The organism is Methylophaga sp. F-2 (genome assembly GCF_056859315.1).
Genome location: NZ_JBSXOF010000020.1, coordinates 150,160 through 168,487, shown reverse-complemented (window position 1 = coordinate 168,487; position 18,328 = coordinate 150,160). Strand labels below are relative to the sequence as shown.

Annotated in this window: 16 protein-coding genes; 1 reads left to right on the top strand and 15 read right to left on the bottom strand. The window is 43.6% G+C overall.

Annotated elements, in window-relative coordinates; all coding sequences use genetic code 11:
• Positions 1 to 7 precede the first annotated feature (7 nt).
• From secF to tgt, 4 genes are all read right to left on the bottom strand, one after another.
• Complete coding sequence (gene secF / locus AC13DA_RS14520; protein ID WP_273178816.1) at positions 8 to 958, bottom strand: protein translocase subunit SecF; 951 nt, start codon at positions 956 to 958, stop codon at positions 8 to 10.
• An 11-nt stretch (positions 959 to 969) separates the two neighbouring features.
• Entirely contained in the window at positions 970 to 2,823 is a 1,854-nt protein-coding gene (gene secD, locus AC13DA_RS14515; protein ID WP_284450537.1) for a protein translocase subunit SecD, read from the bottom strand.
• Between the two features lie 48 nt (positions 2,824 to 2,871).
• Entirely contained in the window at positions 2,872 to 3,207 is a 336-nt protein-coding gene (gene yajC / locus AC13DA_RS14510) for a preprotein translocase subunit YajC (protein ID WP_007144642.1), read from the bottom strand.
• Positions 3,208 to 3,286: 79 nt separating this feature from the next.
• Positions 3,287 to 4,393, bottom strand: a complete 1,107-nt coding sequence (tgt, locus tag AC13DA_RS14505) for a tRNA guanosine(34) transglycosylase Tgt (RefSeq protein ID WP_284450538.1) — start codon at positions 4,391 to 4,393, stop codon at positions 3,287 to 3,289.
• 110 nt (positions 4,394 to 4,503) lie between these two features.
• Between tgt and pyrF the strand changes: the two genes are divergently transcribed.
• Positions 4,504 to 5,196: an orotidine-5'-phosphate decarboxylase gene (gene pyrF, locus AC13DA_RS14500; protein WP_284450539.1), complete on the top strand. Its 693-nt coding sequence runs from the start codon at positions 4,504 to 4,506 to the stop codon at positions 5,194 to 5,196.
• Between the two features lie 53 nt (positions 5,197 to 5,249).
• Here pyrF and AC13DA_RS14495 read toward each other — a convergent pair whose 3' ends face one another.
• From AC13DA_RS14495 to AC13DA_RS14445, 11 genes are all read right to left on the bottom strand, one after another.
• The gene (locus AC13DA_RS14495; RefSeq protein WP_007144639.1) at positions 5,250 to 6,443 is read right to left on the bottom strand and encodes a methyl-accepting chemotaxis protein; all 1,194 of its coding nucleotides are present in this window, start codon (positions 6,441 to 6,443) and stop codon (positions 5,250 to 5,252) included.
• A gap of 43 nt (positions 6,444 to 6,486) precedes the next feature.
• Positions 6,487 to 7,887, bottom strand: a complete 1,401-nt coding sequence (locus AC13DA_RS14490; protein ID WP_284450540.1) for a flagellar hook-length control protein FliK — start codon at positions 7,885 to 7,887, stop codon at positions 6,487 to 6,489.
• 70 nt (positions 7,888 to 7,957) lie between these two features.
• Positions 7,958 to 9,130, bottom strand: coding sequence for a methyl-accepting chemotaxis protein (locus AC13DA_RS14485; protein ID WP_284450541.1), 1,173 nt, complete (start codon positions 9,128 to 9,130; stop codon positions 7,958 to 7,960).
• A 39-nt stretch (positions 9,131 to 9,169) separates the two neighbouring features.
• Complete coding sequence (locus AC13DA_RS14480; RefSeq protein WP_284450542.1) at positions 9,170 to 10,237, bottom strand: protein-glutamate methylesterase/protein-glutamine glutaminase; 1,068 nt, start codon at positions 10,235 to 10,237, stop codon at positions 9,170 to 9,172.
• Between the two features lie 7 nt (positions 10,238 to 10,244).
• Positions 10,245 to 10,883, bottom strand: a complete 639-nt coding sequence (cheD, locus tag AC13DA_RS14475; protein WP_284450543.1) for a chemoreceptor glutamine deamidase CheD — start codon at positions 10,881 to 10,883, stop codon at positions 10,245 to 10,247.
• On the bottom strand, positions 10,880 to 11,716 hold the full coding sequence (locus AC13DA_RS14470) for a CheR family methyltransferase (protein WP_284450544.1): 837 nt from the start codon (positions 11,714 to 11,716) through the stop codon (positions 10,880 to 10,882). Before AC13DA_RS14470 ends, cheD begins: the two co-directional genes overlap by 4 nt.
• 33 nt (positions 11,717 to 11,749) lie before the next feature.
• Positions 11,750 to 14,518, bottom strand: coding sequence for a methyl-accepting chemotaxis protein (locus AC13DA_RS14465; protein WP_284450545.1), 2,769 nt, complete (start codon positions 14,516 to 14,518; stop codon positions 11,750 to 11,752).
• Complete coding sequence (locus tag AC13DA_RS14460; protein WP_284450546.1) at positions 14,505 to 15,287, bottom strand: ParA family protein; 783 nt, start codon at positions 15,285 to 15,287, stop codon at positions 14,505 to 14,507. The genes AC13DA_RS14465 and AC13DA_RS14460 overlap by 14 nt, the downstream gene beginning before the upstream one ends.
• Complete coding sequence (locus tag AC13DA_RS14455) at positions 15,287 to 15,793, bottom strand: chemotaxis protein CheW (RefSeq protein ID WP_007144631.1); 507 nt, start codon at positions 15,791 to 15,793, stop codon at positions 15,287 to 15,289. Before AC13DA_RS14455 ends, AC13DA_RS14460 begins: the two co-directional genes overlap by 1 nt.
• Positions 15,794 to 15,796: 3 nt before the next feature.
• Complete coding sequence (locus AC13DA_RS14450) at positions 15,797 to 17,953, bottom strand: chemotaxis protein CheA (protein ID WP_284450547.1); 2,157 nt, start codon at positions 17,951 to 17,953, stop codon at positions 15,797 to 15,799.
• Between the two features lie 4 nt (positions 17,954 to 17,957).
• On the bottom strand, positions 17,958 to 18,320 hold the full coding sequence (locus AC13DA_RS14445) for a response regulator (RefSeq protein ID WP_007144629.1): 363 nt from the start codon (positions 18,318 to 18,320) through the stop codon (positions 17,958 to 17,960).
• Positions 18,321 to 18,328 lie beyond the last annotated feature (8 nt).

Here is an 18,328-nt window from a genome sequence, read left to right as displayed (position 1 = left end):
TTTTTTGTTAGACCTGACTACCGTCTTCGCCAATTTCCTGATCGCTGTCTTTCACTGGCGGAAGTAAATCCTCTTTACTCACCCCCATAAACAGTACAGCAGAACTCGCCACATAGATTGAGGAGTAGGTACCAATCATGATGCCCAGCAATAATGCCTCAGCAAATGAATGAATCACCTCACCACCCAGGATAAATAAAGCAAACACCACTAATAACGTTGTGAATGATGTCATTAAGGTTCTGCTCAACGTCTCGTTCAGAGAGGTATCAATCACTTCTTCTGATGTCGCTTTTCGGATTTTAAGGAACCCTTCACGCACCCGGTCAAAAACAACAATCGTATCATTCAATGAATAACCAATAATGGCCAGAACGGCAGCCAACACCGTTAAATCAAATTCGACATGGGTAATTGAGAAGAAACCTAAGGTGATAATGACGTCATGCACCAAGGCAGCGACTGACGCAATCGCAAAGCGATATTCAAAACGGAATGCCACATAAATCAGAATACCAATTAAGGCATATAAAACCGCTAAGCCTCCCTGTTCTGTCAGATCATCTCCGACTTGAGGCCCAACGAACTCGACACGACGAACATCGATCGGACTACCAGAATCAACTTGTAATAAGGAAACGACATTATTACTCATCTCCGCCATGTTCTCGGTTTCAACGATAGGTAAACGAACGAGAACATCATGGATTGAACCAAAATTCTGCACGACTGCTTCCGGATAACCACCATTTTGGAGACTTGAACGAATCTTATCCAAGTTAGCTGGCTCCTGATAACCCAGCTCGATCATGGTGCCGCCAGTAAAATCAATACCAAAGGTCAAACCTTGTGTCACCAATGAGCCTATAGACACGATAAGTAATATGCTTGAAAACGCTATGGCAAACCAGCGTTTCGACATGAATTTGATATGCGTTTGTTTATTAAAAAACTGCATGAACATGATTCCTAAATTGATAGCTTAGGTTTATTTTTACGACCATAGAACAAGTTAACTAAAGCACGTGTTCCCATAATGGCCGTAAACATAGAAGTGATAATGCCGAGTGATAATGTCACAGCAAAACCTTTAATCGCGCCCGTTCCGAAGCCAAATAACACAATGGCTGCAATCAAGGTGGTGATATTCGCATCAGCGATGGTAGAGAACGCTTTATCATAACCGGCGCTGATACTGGCTTGAGGGCTATTACCATTTCGTAGCTCTTCACGAATACGTTCATAAATAAGTACGTTAGCGTCAACCGCCATACCCACAGTCAGCACGATACCAGCAATACCGGGCAAGGTCAGTGTTGCCTGTAATAACGAGAGTAATGCCACAATGAAAATAAGGTTCGCGGCTAAAGCGACGTTGGCAAATAAACCAAATACGCGATACCAGACAAGCATAAATACCAGCACCAGTACAAAACCAATAATGACTGACTCAAAGCCTTGTTCGATATTCTGTTGCCCCATGCTTGGTCCAACAGTCCGTTCTTCGACAATTTCAATCGGAGCCGCTAAAGCACCCGCCCGTAACAGCAGCGACAAATCACGCGCTTCTGTTGTGCTGTCTAAACCAGTAATCTGGAATTTTTTACTGAGTTGATCGCGGATGGTGGCGACATTGATAATCTCAGGCACCTGACGTCTGACAGAAACCAGTTCACCATCAATCTCTTTTGTTTCCATTTTTGACTCAATGAAAACCACCGCCATTGGATTACCGATATTATCGCGGGTCACATTACTAAATGCTCTCGCACCTTTACCATCCAAGGTGACAGAAACAGCTGGGGTACCAGATTGCGGATCTAAAGTTGATGCCGCATTGATCACATGCTCACCCGTCAGCATGACGCGCTTATCCAGCAAATAAGGACGTCCATCACGGCTGTAATAAAGTTCTGAGTTCGGTGGAATGCGTCCATTCACCGCATCTTTAACATCATGCTCTGTATCAACCAGTCTGAACTCAAGGGTAGCTGTCGCTCCCAGGATCTTCTTCGCCTGCGCGGTATCCTGCACACCAGGCAGTTGAACGACGATTCGGTCATCCCCCTGCTGCTGCACCGTTGGCTCTGCCACACCCAGCTCATTAATACGATTTCTTAATGTAGTGATGTTTTGTTGTAAGGCGAGTTGTTTGGTCTCACGAATACTCTTTTCAGACATATTCATGATGATTTCAGGGGTAGCCTCATTATCAGATACTGTGACCTGAAGATCATTGAAGTTTTTCAGAATCAAAGATTCAGCTTTGTCTCGGTCTTCGGTGTTGCGTAACACCAAAATCAGTTTCTGACCTTCTACTTTGATTTGTTTATAACGAATTTTTTCTTCACGAAGTGATAAACGAATATCACTGCCATAAGTATCAAGGCTTTGCTTCACAGCGGCGTCCATATCCACTTGCATAAGAAAGTGAACACCACCACGCAAGTCTAAGCCAAGATTCATCGGTTCTGCGCCCAGAGACGCTAACCAATGCGGTGTAGTAGAAGCCAGATTCAACGCAATAATGTAATCGCCTACTAAGGCTTTGCTTAAAGCGTCTTTAGCTTTTAATTGATTGTCTGCAGAGGTTAATCTAATAAGTAACTTGTCATCTTCAAGCTGAGCGCCTTTATATTCAATGCCAGCCGTTTTAAGTGCTTTTTCCGCTTTATCTGCTAAAGCCAAATCCACCGTGGCAGTTCTACCAGCAGAAATCTGCACTGCCGGGTCATCCCCGTATAAATTAGGGAGTGCATATAGTCCTGCGACTAATAACACAATAAGAACAAGTAAGTTTTTCCACAGTGGATATCGGTTCATAATTCATTCCTGACTTTTACTTCAAGCCATCCTTCAGATGGCAAGACCTTATAGTTTTTTCAATGTACCTTTGGGTAAAACAGCATTGACTGATTCACGACGTACTTTTACTTCAACATTTTCAGCAATTTGAACAGTGATCGCATTATCGGTAATTTCAATAATTTTCCCCATCAAACCACCGTCTGTTACCACTTCGTCGCCTTTTGATAAGGCAGATTGCATTGCTTTATGTTCTTTTGCACGTTTTTGCTGAGGTCTGATCAGCATGAAATAAAACAGCACTAACAGAATAATGGGAAAAGCAAAATCCATCAGGCCTGGAGAACCTGCTGTTGTCGTTGCTGCATCAGCAGCGGCAGCTGGAGAGATAAAAAAGTCCATCGTTAATCCTCAAAATCAACAAGAAAAAAGAAACCGATTATGCCACAGCTGACAGGGTGTTCGATAGCATTGAACCGTTTTAAACAATTTCAGTTTCTCTGAGGGCATAAAACTCCTCACGAAATTGCGTGAGTGTATTGTTTTCTATTGCCTGCCTCAGACCACTCATCAATGTCTGGTAATAATGAAGGTTGTGAATGGTATTCAGTCTCGGCCCCAACATTTCTCCGGTTTTATCTAAATGATGCAAATAGGCCCGGCTATAGTTCTGACAGGTGTAACAATCACAATAGGGGTCTAATGGTTTAGTGTCCGACTTAAAGCGGCTATTACGAATCTTAATCACGCCCTGATGCACAAATAAATGGCCATTGCGTGCATTACGGGTAGGCATGACACAGTCGAACATATCTACGCCCCGCATCACACCTTCCACTAAATCTTCGGGACGTCCTACGCCCATAAGGTAATGGGGTTTATCCTGTGGCATCACCGGCGCCAGAAAGTCGAGTATCCGCAGCATATCTTCTTTCGGTTCACCCACTGATAAGCCACCAATCGCATAACCATCAAAACCAATCTCCATTAGTCCGTCTAAGGATATTTGACGTAATTGCTCATGCATTCCTCCCTGCACAATGCCAAATAATGCTGAAGGATTATCGCCATGCGCTTCTTTACTGCGTTTTGCCCACCGAAGTGATAACTCCATGGATTTTGCTGCGGTATCCACATCAGCAGGATACGGTGTGCATTCATCAAATATCATGACGATATCACTGCCTAAAGCGCGCTGTACCGCCATTGACTCTTCTGGTCCGAGAAAGACCTTACTGCCATTCACTGGTGAACTGAAATGAACACCTTGCTCAGTAATTTTTCGTAGCTCTCCCAGACTAAACACTTGAAAACCGCCGGAGTCAGTCAGGATAGGTCCCTGCCACTGCATAAAGTCATGTAAATCACCATGGGCTGAGATAATCTCTGTCCCAGGGCGCAGCATTAAATGAAATGTATTGCCTAATATTATTTCAGCACCAGTCGCTTTCACCTCTTCGGGTGTCATCGACTTTACTGAACCATAGGTACCAACAGGCATAAACGCAGGGGTTTCTATTGTTCCCCGTTCAAACGTTAATCGTCCCCGACGGGCAAAGCCGTCCTGCGCAAGTAAATCAAATTTCATTCATTTAATCTCAGCAAAAAACGCCGGACAGAATAACATTTTCTTGATATTAACGGCGAAACTGACGCAATTGAGGTAGGATCCCGGTCATTGTCAGTTTGGAGAAATCAATGTCAGACCCGAGAATTATTGTTGCCCTTGACTATGCTACAGCCAATGATGCCCTGCAGATGGCCGATCAAATTGATCCAAAGCGTGCACGCGTAAAAGTAGGGAAAGAGTTATTTACCCGCTCTGGTCCAAGTGTAGTCACTGACCTAGTCTCCCGCGGTTTTGATGTGTTTCTTGATCTGAAATATCACGATATTCCTCATACCGTTGCCAAAGCCTGTGCAGCCGCTGCTGATCTGGGTGTCTGGATGCTCAATGTACATACTTTAGGTGGTGCAGCGATGATGGAAGCAGCCAGAGAAGCTGTTGACAGCGCTTCTACTCAACCAATTCTGATTGGTGTTACCTTGCTTACCAGTATGGATCAAACTACGTTTGAGCAAATTGGTCTCAGCGGTAAGATGTCTGATACGGTAATTCGTTTGGCAAAAATGGCTAAAAGCAGCGGCTTAGATGGCGTCGTATGTTCTGCTCAGGAAGCTAGTGCGCTTCGTGAAAATCTAGGCGAGGCTTTCCAATTAATCACGCCGGGTATTCGTCCTGCAGGTAGTGATGTTGGAGATCAACATCGGATTATGACACCAAAACAAGCAATAGAAGCTGGAAGCCATTATCTGGTGATTGGCAGACCAATTACCGCGGCAAGTGATCCAATGCAGGCGTTGGCAGATATTGAAAAAAGTCTTCTCTGAATAAAAAAAGCCCGGTAAACCGGGCTTTTTTATCTCTATATTTTAAAGCACATTTATACTTTAAATTTACTTGCCGCTTCTTGTAACTGCGTCGCCAGATTACTCAATGTTTCTACAGCAATAGAAGACTCTCTCGCCCCCTCAGCGGTATGCTCAGCAACCTGACTAATATTCACAATACCACGGTTGATATCTTCAGCCACTGAAGACTGTTCATTCGCTGCACTAGAAATTTGTGCACTCATTTCATCCATGGTGGAAATCATCGCAGTGATTGAATCCAAAGCAGCACCAGCACTGGATGCTTTTTCAACACTGTGTTTTGCTCGCTCACGACCTTCGTTCATGACTTTTACCGCTACCTGAGCACCTTGCTGCAGGCGTTCAACCATCTCTTCTATTTCATGAGTAGATGATTGTGTTCTGGCAGCCAGCGTGCGGACTTCATCGGCGACCACCGCAAAGCCTCGACCGTGTTCACCTGCACGGGCAGCTTCAATAGCTGCGTTCAATGCAAGTAAGTTGGTTTGTTCAGTAATGCCGCGAATGACATCAACGATTGCACCGATATTGCCGATATCTGATTCCAGGCTGCTCAATTGTTCTGCCGCTTTTTCAACTTCGGTAGCTAGGGAGTCGATGGCTTGCATGGTTTCCATTACCACCTGCTTACCTGCTTTAGCTTCTGTATCTGCATTTCGAGCAGCTTCTGCCGCACTGGAAGCTGTTCGCGCCACTTCTTGAACTGAAGCGGTCATTTCATTCATAGCTGTCGCCACCTGTGTCGTTTCTGACTGTTGGCGTAATACGCCATCAACCGTTTCTTTACTGATAGCTTGCATATTCTGACTAGCTGACGTGAGCTGAGTTACACCACCAACTAAAGTGTGAACCAGGTTAGCAACATTTTTTCTGGCACTGTCCAGTTCAAATGCCATCCAGCTAAAATCACTTTTTCCAGAGATAGCTACTTTATGAGTCAAATCACCTTTTTTGATGTTCTGAATTGCACCAACTAAGGTCATCGCGCGCTTGTCACCGAATCGACCGATGTAGTGGGCAATAGCCACCACTAAAATACTTGCTACCACAACATACATTGCTGCAATGTACAGTGCTTCTATTTCCTTGATACCAGAGTGATACATATAGCCTTCAAGCAGCAGTAGTCCCAATAAGGCAACCACACCAAGACCACCAATGATATACATGCGTTTTCTCAAAGAGAAATTTTCAAGTTTGAACACGTCCGTCTCTCCCGGATTGAACTTAATATTATTATTTTATGCCTCAGACGTACAAACTAAGACCACTTTCTTCTCTAGCAGAACCTAGCGTTTCCTCGGCTTCAGTCATTATATCGTCACTTTGACCACGGGCTTGAGTAAAATTCTGAGAATTCTGTGTTTGCTGTGGCTGATCTTCTCGTTGCTGTTGATGCTGTTGCTGCCCCACCTCAGCATGCGTCAGCTGAATACCATTTTCTGCAAAGCTATCTCGTAATTTTGGCAAAGCCTGTTCCAACGCATCTCTTGTTGTGGAGTGTTGTGCGAGAAAAGTTACACTGGCCTGATCATTTTGTACATGGAGTTTTACTTCAACTGGACCTAAATTAGCCGGGTTCATTTTCAACTCAGCCTGCTGAATACCTTCTTTAGCCATCCAGATGACACGGCTATTCATCACTTGTGACCATGCTGAGCTTTGTATATTCGGCTGAACGGGCAGGCTGACCACAGACGTGCTTGGTGTTGAAGTGGATCCTGTCTGTGATGATGTTGCGCTAATGTTCACAGAGGTCGCAGTAGCCGATGTACTACCTACTATCCGCTCTTGAATTGTTTTATCAGCACGAATACCAAGCAGGTCAACATCTGTTTTATCTTTGTTTTCGGCTTGTGCTGCCATCATATTCCTAACATTAGTAACCTGCTCACCATCACCTCTTTGGCGTTGTCTTTTAATAGCATCCATGATGTCGGCACGAATTTCACTGGTTTTGCCGTCAGCTTCATTCATCGACTGCAGTGCCTTGGCAAAATTGGGCACTTTTTCATCTGTCGAATTTTGAGTTTGTTTAATGACCGCTTTTTCTGTCTCCGTTACCGTAACCAGGCTGGCGTCAGCTTGTTTTTTATTAAGCGCATTGGTTTCTGAGTTAGCCTCAGTAGATGATGTTGATTGTTTTTGAGGTTCTAAAGTTGATGTGACAGACGGCGCCGTCACTGATTTTTTTACGGCAGCGTCACCTTCGGCCGCGACATTAACTTCATCGTTGCTGGTTACGGGTACTTTTGTTTCTGGCGATTGGACAACGACAAAAGTTGTTTGCGAAGCTGCTATGTCAGAATCCTCGGAAGGTGATTCCGCATCATTTTTAGTATCAGTATCTTTATCACTGACCTTGTCCTCAGACGGCAATTTCTTGCCGTCATCGTTGTCGCTTTTTTCCGTCTTTTTGTCCGCTTCTGTTGTGACAGACTCATCCTTTTCCGTTTTATCGGTCGCCTTATTATCGCGGCTTTCAACTGATTTTGTTTGCGACTTATTTGACTCGGTAGACCTCTGTTCTGCTGTATTGATATGTTTATCAAGCGTTTCAGAGAAAGAGTTATCCTTCGATACTTCTTTGGTATGTGCTGGCTTAGTGCTGACAACACTATCGGTTTGTATAGAAACACTTTGTGGCATAACGCCTCTCCCTACTCTATCGTCGTTATCGACCTGTTCATGGAGTTAGGAGCAAGCAATGTGCCAGTATTTAGAAGAGTTCGATATCTCCGGCATCGACACTTTTTTGTGAGACCGATTTGTGTTTTGTTTCATCTATTTTATTCTGGAGTTCAGCTACTGTTTTTTTGACCTCTAGAAATTTCTGCTGACATGCTGCTAGATCAGCATCGCTATCCGATGACAAGGGGATCTCACTAATTACATTGATAAGTGCTGACACTGTATTTAAACGCTTATCCATATGTTCGCTTAACTGATGACACATATCTTCAAACTGAAGTGATGTTACCGCCTGGTTTACCAGGCCAGATATCTGATGACTAATCTCACTCGTACCAGATATCACGGATTGCGTTTTATCATTCAGTGCTGACATGGTAGTGGTCATTTCTGCTACTTTGGCTTTACTGTTCATTACTAAATCTGTATCGGCAGAGACCAACTCAGAAATGACATCACTTGCCTCGTCAATGGTTGACTTAACCTGCATAGTGATTTTATTTATTTCATCACTAAAGTCATCAGATTTTTGTGATAGTTTTCTGACTTCATCTGCAACAACAGCAAATCCACGCCCGGCATCTCCTGCTCTTGCTGCTTCTATCGCCGCATTTAGGGCTAATAAGTTTGTTTGAGATGCGATATCTTTTACGTCGTCTAGCAAAGAAATTACGCCGTCTACTCTCTGATTAATTTCATCCAGTTTATCCATTACCAAACGGCTATCATCTGAATTTTTTAGCAAGGTTTGCACAAGAAAGCTCATAACCGATTCGGTTTCTTTTATGAACTCAGACAGACCTTGCTGACCATCTCTATGATCAACCAAGCTATGAAGCATATCATCCTCATTTGAAGCTTGTTCATTCAAACCTTGGAAACTATCACCCAAAGATTGCACGGCATTTGTCAACAATGCAGAAATTTGCTCATTCTCTGCACGTATATTTTCGATCTGAAGCGTGATATCACCGACTACTTCATTTTTTAAATCATCGATATCCGCCGATGATAGCTGTGTCGTAGCAACCGCTGTCTGCATTTGAACTGACACATTCTCACGCAATAAAAAAAATACTGAAACAGAGGCAAATAGAACCAATAACGCCGCCAGCCAGTTCACGAAAAATAAGGCGGCTATAACAAACCCTATGGACGATAGGAAAGCAATAATATGTTTTTTATCAAACGGATTTTTCATCATATCGTCCTTAATTAACTCTCGCGTATGTATCGAACATTATCGACCCTGTTTCATGATCTCTTGAGCAATTTTATCCAGCGGTAGCATCAATTCCGCCGCCCCCAGCTTGTAGGCCGCGCCGGGCATACCCCAGACAACACTGCTTTTTTCATCCTGAACAATGTTACTCGCCCCATTTTCTTTCATCTCCATCATGCCCCTAGCGCCATCATCGCCCATTCCGGTCAACATAATCCCAATCGCATTTGCTCCAACATTTTGAGCAACCGAACGAAAGAGAACATCAACTGAGGGTTTATGACGTGATACTGCGGGACCATCATTCAATCGACAATAGTAACGAGCTCCACTACGCTCAACTAAAAGATGTTTGTCTCCTGGGGCAATATATACATGTCCAGGCAGTATTTGCTCACCATCTTCTGCCTGACTGACATTCAACACCGACATTTTATTCACACGGTCCGCAAAAGGCGCACTGAAGCTCGCAGGGATATGTTGTGTAATCACAATACCTGGCGCATTGGCTGGCAATGCACACAAGACTGTTTTTATTGCTTCTGTTCCGCCAGTGGAAGCCCCAATGGCAACAATTTTTTCAGTGGTTTTTAAAGGAATATTTTTTGAACTCTTAGCAATAATCGCATCGGCTGTTAAACGCTCATCTACTTGCAGCATCGCTTTTTGGTTCAATTGTTCAGGTTGAACGCCCGCCGCTGCTTTCACTTTACTGATAATTTCATCGGAGTAGGTGGCCAGAGTTTGAGATAAATCCAATTTGGGTTTTTCTACAAAATCAAATGCACCCAAGGCCATTGCTTCAAGGGTGATTTGTGCGCCTTTTTCTGTCAGTGTTGACACCATAACTACAGGCATTGGCCTCAACCGCATCAGATTACGTAAAAATGTCACCCCATCCATTTTTGGCATTTCAACATCCAGCGTTAACACATCTGGATTAAACTGTTTAATCTTTTCTCTAGCCTGATAAGGGTCTCCAGCTGTCGCAACTACTTCCAGTTCAGGGTCGGAATTGAGGATCTCTGATAGTAGCTTTCTGACTAAAGCTGAATCATCAATGACAATAACAGAAATCTTTTTCATTCCTTCCCTACCTGTCGAATAACTCTACGCCACCACTCTGGGGCGCGGCTTTTAATTGTTCATGATACTGAGACTCCCGCTGGTAAACAGTATCATTGTGAAGTTGTTGAATACGTTTGACATACATCTGTCCGGTGCTGGGGTAATACATCAGTTTTCGAGGATGAATGTCTCCAAGATCATAAGCAATCAGAGGGATGCCCTCGGTTTGAGCGAAACTAAGAATAAAGTCACTATTTTTACGACCAATATCATTCGATATTCCGTTTATGATGCGAGCCCCACCACAAACCTTCATCTCTAAGTTACAGCGTTCGCCACCAGCCTTTAAAATCTCATTTATCAAAGACTCCATGGCAAAACTGCCATAACGTGTTGCCATGCCTTTCCATGTTTCACTTGGCGCATTTTCTGTCCATGGCAGCATAAAGTGATTTACGCCACCAATACCCTTTATTCGATCACGAATACAAGCCGCAACGCAAGACCCCAAGGTTGTTGAAATCACCTCATCATCACTACAACTCACATAGAGTTGTCCAGGTAGAATTTTTGCAACCCAGGCTTGAGCGTAGCTATCCCAGTAACGATTAACGTCTTCAAACCCCTTTATTGCAGCTGGTAGAACAGGAAGTAAAGCCATCATGACTGTCGTCTGTATATTGTGTTTCCAACAGAAACGAACTGTTCACTAATGTTAAATAGCGTTTCTGAGTGCCCTATAAACATATAACCACCGGGCAGTATCTTTTCAGCAAATCGATGGAATAAATCTCTTTGAGTGGCTTTGTCAAAATAAATAATGACATTTCGACAAAATATCACATCAAATGGCCCTCGCATTGGGAAGGTGTGTAACAGGTTTAATCTTTTAAAAACAATATAATTCTGTAAGAAACTCTTGACCTTCACTAAGTCAGTATTCACTTTGCCTCGGGTGAACCAAGATTTTTTTTCATTCTCTGAGAACTGGGTGAGACGTTCAATGGCATAGATACCCGACGCAGCTTGCTCTAGAACATTGGCATCTAAGTCGGTTGCCAGAACTTTTACATCCCAGTCTTTTTTGTCATTGAAAAACTCATGTAAGCATATAGCTAAACTGTAAGGCTCTTCTCCAGTCGAACATCCAGCAGACCAGATACGTATTCTTTTAGTCGTTTTATTTTTGAGCATTAGCTCTGGAAAAACATATTGTTTTAAATAATCAAAATGATGCTTTTCCCGAAAAAAAGCTGTCAGATTGGTTGTAATGGCATTGATTAATAGCTCTTTTATTTCATCATCACCATTTTCGATAGCATCGCAAAACGTGTCAAAGCTTCCCTGAAACAATTTCCGAACATGTTTCGATAACCGGCTATACACCATGTCTTTTTTTGCCGGTGGCAATAAAATTCCGGTGTGCGCGGTTACGAAAGCACTTATTTTAGAAAAATGCCTGTCCGAGAACTCAAATTCCCGCGCAGTTCTATCCATGAGAATACAGCTCCAGAACCTGACCCGCTGGCCTTAAAACTCTTCCCACTCATCACTTTCTTGATGATTTGACATCACCTGACGACTTGTTGTTTTTGCTGTCGCCATCGACTCCGGCCTTGCTTTGATGGCTTTTACTTCTTTTCTTGGTGCCGCGGCATCAGCTAATACAGCACGTTGTTTGGGGGATGCCGCATCAGAATCTGTTTTGAAAAACATCATCATTTCTTCCAGATGCTTCCCTTGTTCATCTAAGGATTCACTCGCCGCCGCCGCTTGCTCTACTAGCGCTGCATTTTGCTGCGTCATTTCATCCATCTGAGTCACTGCCTGATTAACTTGCTCGATACCTGATGTTTGCTCTATACCGGCAGCGGCGATTTCAGAAATAATGTCCCCAACCTTTTTCGCTCCCTCGACAATTTCTTCTAAGGTTTTGCCAGATTCATTGACTAAAACAGAACCTTCCCTGACTTTTTCACCACTGTCATTAATCAACTCTTTAATTTCTTTTGCCGCAGCGGCTGAACGCTGTGCCAAGTTACGTACTTCTGACGCAACCACGGCAAATCCACGGCCTTGTTCACCTGCTCGAGCCGCTTCTACAGCGGCATTTAATGCGAGCAAGTTAGTTTGAAAGGCGATTTCATCAATAACACCAATAATATCTGCAACGCGCTTACTGGAAGTGCTGATTGCCGCCATCGCTTGAATGGCCTCCTGAATGACGCTTCCCCCTTTTTCAGCCTTACTCCTTGCATCCACGGCAAGCTGGTTAGCCTGACGAGCATTATCGGAGTTTTGTCTGACGGTACTGGTGAGCTCTTCCATACTCGCTGCGGTTTCTTGCAGTGAGGAAGCTTGTTCCTCTGTTCGCTGACTTAAATCAGTATTACCTTGTGAAATTTCACTCGCTGCAGAAGAAATGCTGATCGACGCTTCGATGATGTCCTGCACAATGGATGAAATTTTTGTAATTGAACCATTCACCGCTTGCTGAAGTAGCGCAAACTCGCCCTCAAACTCACCATCCATTAACTTGGTGAGGTCACCTTGCGCCAATGCATTCATCACGGTGGATGTCGCTGATAACGCTTGTTGAACGGCAAACTGCAAGTGTTTTTGATCAGTAATATCTGAAGCGTATTTAACCACTTTATAAGGCTTACCATTTAGATCAAAAATGGGGTTATAGCTGGCTTGTAACCAGATATCTTTTCCATCTTTTCCTACACGTTGATATTCCCCGGCGTCAAACTCTCCACGATTGAGTTTTGCCCAAAACTCTGCATACTCAGGACTTTTCGCTAACTCAGGTGTAGCAAACATACGGTGATGTTTACCCACAACCTCCTCACGCTGATAACCGACAGCATTGAGGAAATTATCATTCACGCTGCGAATGGTGCCGTCCATATCGAAACTGATTACACCCATTGCTTTGTTAATGGCAGAAATTTGACCTTCAAAATTGGCGCGCTGCAATTTTGTTTCTGTAATTTCCGTTGCAAATTTAACGACTTTAAAAGGTTTGCCATTAATATCCAGAATAGGATTGTAACTAGCTTGTAGCCAAATATCCTTGCCACCTCTGGCAACCCGTTTATATTCACCACTATCAAATTCGCCACGGTTTAATTTTGCCCAGAACTCAGCATATTCGACGCTTTGAGCAGATTCAGGCGAAACGAACATTCGATGATGCTTCCCTACGACATCCTCTCGACTATAACCCACTACTTTGAGAAAATTATCATTCACATCGATGATGGTACCGTCCAATTCAAAACTGATGACGCCCATCACTTTATTCAAGGCATCAAACTGGCCATGAATATCAGCATTTCGCAGCTTCTCTGCAGTGACGTTATGCCATTCGAGCATATTACCAATGTAGTTGCCTTCTTCATCCATCATTGCTGTGACATTCAGTCTAAAAGCCAGTGGTCCCACTTTAATGTCAGCCTGATGTGGCAGATTATCAGGATTACTAAGCATCTGCCTTTGATGAGCTGGATTTTTATGAAAAAGATCAATGTTGCTGCCAACCAGACCTTTGACAGAGAATCCAGGATAGACCGATTTTAGGGTTTCTTCATGCTCACCCAACATGTTTAGTGTTGATTGGTTGGCGTACGTAATAGTGAAATCTCTATCAATCATCATCACAGCCGTTACCGCATTATCAAGCGCATTGGCTCTATTTAGGATTTCTTTATCAGCTTTTTGATTAACAGCCATGTCTCTCTCCTCCACGGACTCTTCGTCCGTCGTCATTTTTTTTATAACGCTATCCAGTGTTTCATTCCAGGCTGAAGCAACAGCTTGTGACCAAGCAGATTCAGCATATTTTTCCAGCACAGTGAGCAGGCAATTTTTAACGGCTTGGTAATCCGCCTCTTTCACGCCATATGAAACATGGCGTTTACCTAATTCTGTCAAATAACTGTCCAGTAGAGCTGGATGACGCAGGTTTTGTACCAACAGTACTATCGCTGCTAATAATTTTTTCTGTTGCCCCTGTTGTGACACACCACTAAACAAGCGCTGTAACTGTGGTTGTGATGCAAAAAGTTCACTATAAAAATCAGCAACCAATAGTTCACCTTTAGCGGCGATGAAAGTAAAACTCTCCTCCACTAACTCAATAGGTGTTTTTTCAGGAAGTTCAGTCTCGGTAGATGAATCAACCTCAGCCGCCTGTTCAGTTTCATCAGCATGCACACTTTGAGTCGACGTTTGACTATCAACCGTTAACCAGGCGAGCGGGTCGTTACCCATGACGTTTTTACTCTTGGCCATCAGCCGCTCTCCTGTTTAATACATCGCTGGCCAGAGTGAAGTAATCCTCCGCACCAGCACTTTTTTTCCGATAATCAAAAATTGTTTTACCAAAACTGGGACACTCTGCTAGTGCAACGTTTTCACGAATAGGGGTAAATAACACCCTGCCTGGGAAATATTTAAGCACTCGCTTGCGGACCTCAGCAGTCAATTTCCGACGCAATTGCATACGGGTCGAAACCAGCCAAAGTCGAATGCGATGTCCTGAAATTTCCTCTGACCGTTTTAAAATTTGCATCATACGAGATAAGCCTTGTAGTGACAGGTAATCCCCTGACACTGGAACGATAAGTTCGCTGGAAGCAAACATGGCATTGACACCAAGTAACCCTGAAGAGGGTGGGCAATCTATTAAGACAAAATCATAAGCCGATAACGAGGACTCTTCGATTGCTTTTCGTAGTCGGTGACCACGTTCAACACCACCCTCGTTGATATGTTCAAACTCATTCAAGCGCGGTCCCGCTGGTACTAGATCCAACTTATCTCGTGCCTGGTGCTTGACGACATCAATCGCTTCACCCTCAAGTAAAACAACATCAATTCCTAGTTGCTGATTATCCAGGCCCAGGCTTGTCGCCACTTGTCCCTGAGGATCCATATCGATCAACGCCACTTGTTTGCCTTGCAAAGCAAGTGCGTGCCCAAGATTAACGGTGGTAGTGGTTTTCCCCACCCCGCCTTTTTGGTTCATAATGGCAATTACACGAACATGGCCAGTAGTCATCAGCCTACCTGCTCTACACTGAGTAATTTATCGATATCCAATAACATCAGCATATATTCATCGTTACTGGTGATGCCTTTTATAAAACTGGTGTCGACGACAGTGCCTAAGTCAGGTGCGTTTGAAATCATTTGAGGGTCCACGTTCTGCGCCTCTGATACCGCATCAACCACAATACCGACAACACGATCAGTGATACCTTCTACTTTCAAAACGACAACCACTGTTGTTTTTGTGTATGGATTAAAAGGCATTTGAAATAACAATCTCAGATCAACAATTGGCACAATCACGCCACGAAGATTCAACACTCCGCAAACATGAGCAGGCGTATTTGGAATCGGCGTCACATTATCCCAGCCTTTAATTTCCTGAACCCGTAGAATTTCAACGCCATAGTGCTCATCTGCAAGTTCAAATGTGAGGTATTGCTGCGCACCATCATCGACACTATCAACAACATCAAGAATATCGAGTATTTCGTTTTCTGTAGTGATTTCAGACATCGCTCAAGCCACCTTTCCTGATGAGTTCTTTCTGACCTGAGAAGGTTCTCTATGCATTGCCATTAATCCTGGAATATCCAGAATCAAAGCGACGGCACCATCGCCTAGAATCGTTGCACCAGCGATACCTTTAACTTTGCGGAAATTGGTCTCCAGGCTTTTGATAACCACTTGTTGCTGTGCCAACAACTCGTCGACAAATAACCCCACCTTATAATCTTCACAGTCAACAATCACCAGTAAGCCAGCCTGCAAATCCTCTATGCCACCCTCTACATTGAAAACATTCGACAGCCTGATTATTGGCACATACTCATCACGTATTTTATAGAGCTCGCCTTTACCCGTTACTCTGTTGACTCTACCCGCTTCGACTTCAACTGACTCAATAATCGAAATCAATGGAATAATGTACCGTTGATCGGCAACTTGGATAATTTGACCATCCATAATGGCTAAGGTTAATGGCAATCGAATAGTAAATGTAGAACCAATACCAGATTCCGATTTGACCTCAACAGCACCACCTAAGCTATTAATATTTTTTCTAACCACATCCATTCCAACCCCACGACCAGATAAGTCGCTGACTTGGTCTGCTGTAGAAAATCCTGGTAAGAAAATGAGTTCGTGTATTTTTTCTGGGGGGAGTGTTTCGTTCGGATCAACTAAACCTTTCTCGATCGCTTTATTTAAAATTTTGTCTTCGTTTAGACCGGCCCCATCATCACTTATTTCAATGACAATATTGCCCCCCTGATGGTAGGCATTAAGTTTTAGCGTGCCGGTTTCAGATTTATTAGCAGCTCGACGTTTTTCGGGTGTCTCCAAGCCGTGATCTAATGAATTACGCACCAGATGAACCAAAGGATCACCTATTTTCTCCATCACTGTTTTATCAAGTTCAGTTTGCTCTCCGCTCAGAACTAACTCGACTTGTTTTCCCAACTTACTGGTCATATCGTGCACCAGCCGAGGGAAACGGTTAAAGACAAAACTAATAGGCAACATGCGAATTCGCATGATACTTTCTTGTAGCTCACGGGTATTACGTTCTAACTGTTCAAGACCATCAATCAACTGAGGTAGCATGTTGATATCAAAATTCTCACCAATCTGCCCCAGCATTGACTGAGTAATCACTAACTCACCAACAAGATTAACCAGTGAGTCAACTTTATCTGTGCCAACACGAATAGAAGCATCCGGAGTCACGGCTTTCTTTTTAGGCGAAACTTCATTTTTTTTCGGTGTGAGATGATCAATCTCAGCTGATGTTTTGAGTTGGGCTTCAGTTGCACTTGGCGATGGAACTTCGGGTTCGACTGTTTCACCCTCCGTCAGTGAACTAGGAGGAATCATGGGCTCATGGATATCAATCTGTTCAGATTCATGTGCCGACAGAGCAGGCTCGATATCAGGCACATTTTGTTCAAGCCGCTCAATACTCAGCTCACAATCACCATCCACCCACTCAAAGACTTCGTTTATCGCTGCTTCATCAACGTCACCCGATAAAGTCAGTTGCCAACTCAAATAACAGATTTCAGGATCAAGATCGGTAAACGGAGGTAGCTCCTCCTCATTCACCTCGACAGATAACGCCCCCAACTCCGCTAATTCACGGAACATCCGAATAGGTTCATTTCCCGTCTGGAGCATATGAGATAGAGGTTTGAACTTAATCAGCCACGTTTGAGTTAGTGGCTCTGATGCGCTCACATCCGCATCAGAAACCTCATCCATTACCTTGTCGACATCATCAGACGTTGAACCTAGTAAAATTTGCTCAAGCGCCTTTGATACTTGTTTGACTTTTTCTGTATCTACCTCTGAACTATCTTGAACAGCTGTTAACATTTCACGTAGTGTATCTACAGCTGAAAGTAATGTTTCAATCACATCATCCGTTGCTTCGCGTTCGCCATTACGAATTTGATCAAGGAGGGTCTCTAATCCATGTGTAAACTCAGAAATATTGCTAAAGCCAAAGGTGCCAGCCCCTCCTTTGATGGAGTGTGCGGCACGAAAGATACCATTGACCGTATCATCATCGATTTCTCCCTGCGACATGCTAAGCAAGCCACTTTCCATAATATCGAGACCTTCGAAGCTTTCTTCGAAGAATATGCTATGAAACTGGGAGACGTCGATGCTCATATGATTAACCCAAGACTTTTTTCACCGTCGCTAACAGCTGTTCAGGATTAAACGGTTTAATCAGCCAGCCTGTTGCACCAGCAGCACGACCCTCTTGTTTCTTTTCTGGTCCGGCTTCAGTTGTTAGTACGAGTATAGGAATAAACTTAAACGTGGATAATTGGCGTAATTGACGGGTTAAAGTCAAGCCATCCATTACCGGCATATTGACGTCAGTAATGACCAAATCAAAAGACTGTTTTTGAGCTATATCCAGGGCCTGTTTACCATCATCTGCTACGGTGACTTTATGTCCGGCACCTTGCAAAGTGAAGGTGACCATTTGCCGCATTGAGGCAGAATCATCGACTGCGAGAATATTAGCCATAACAAAAA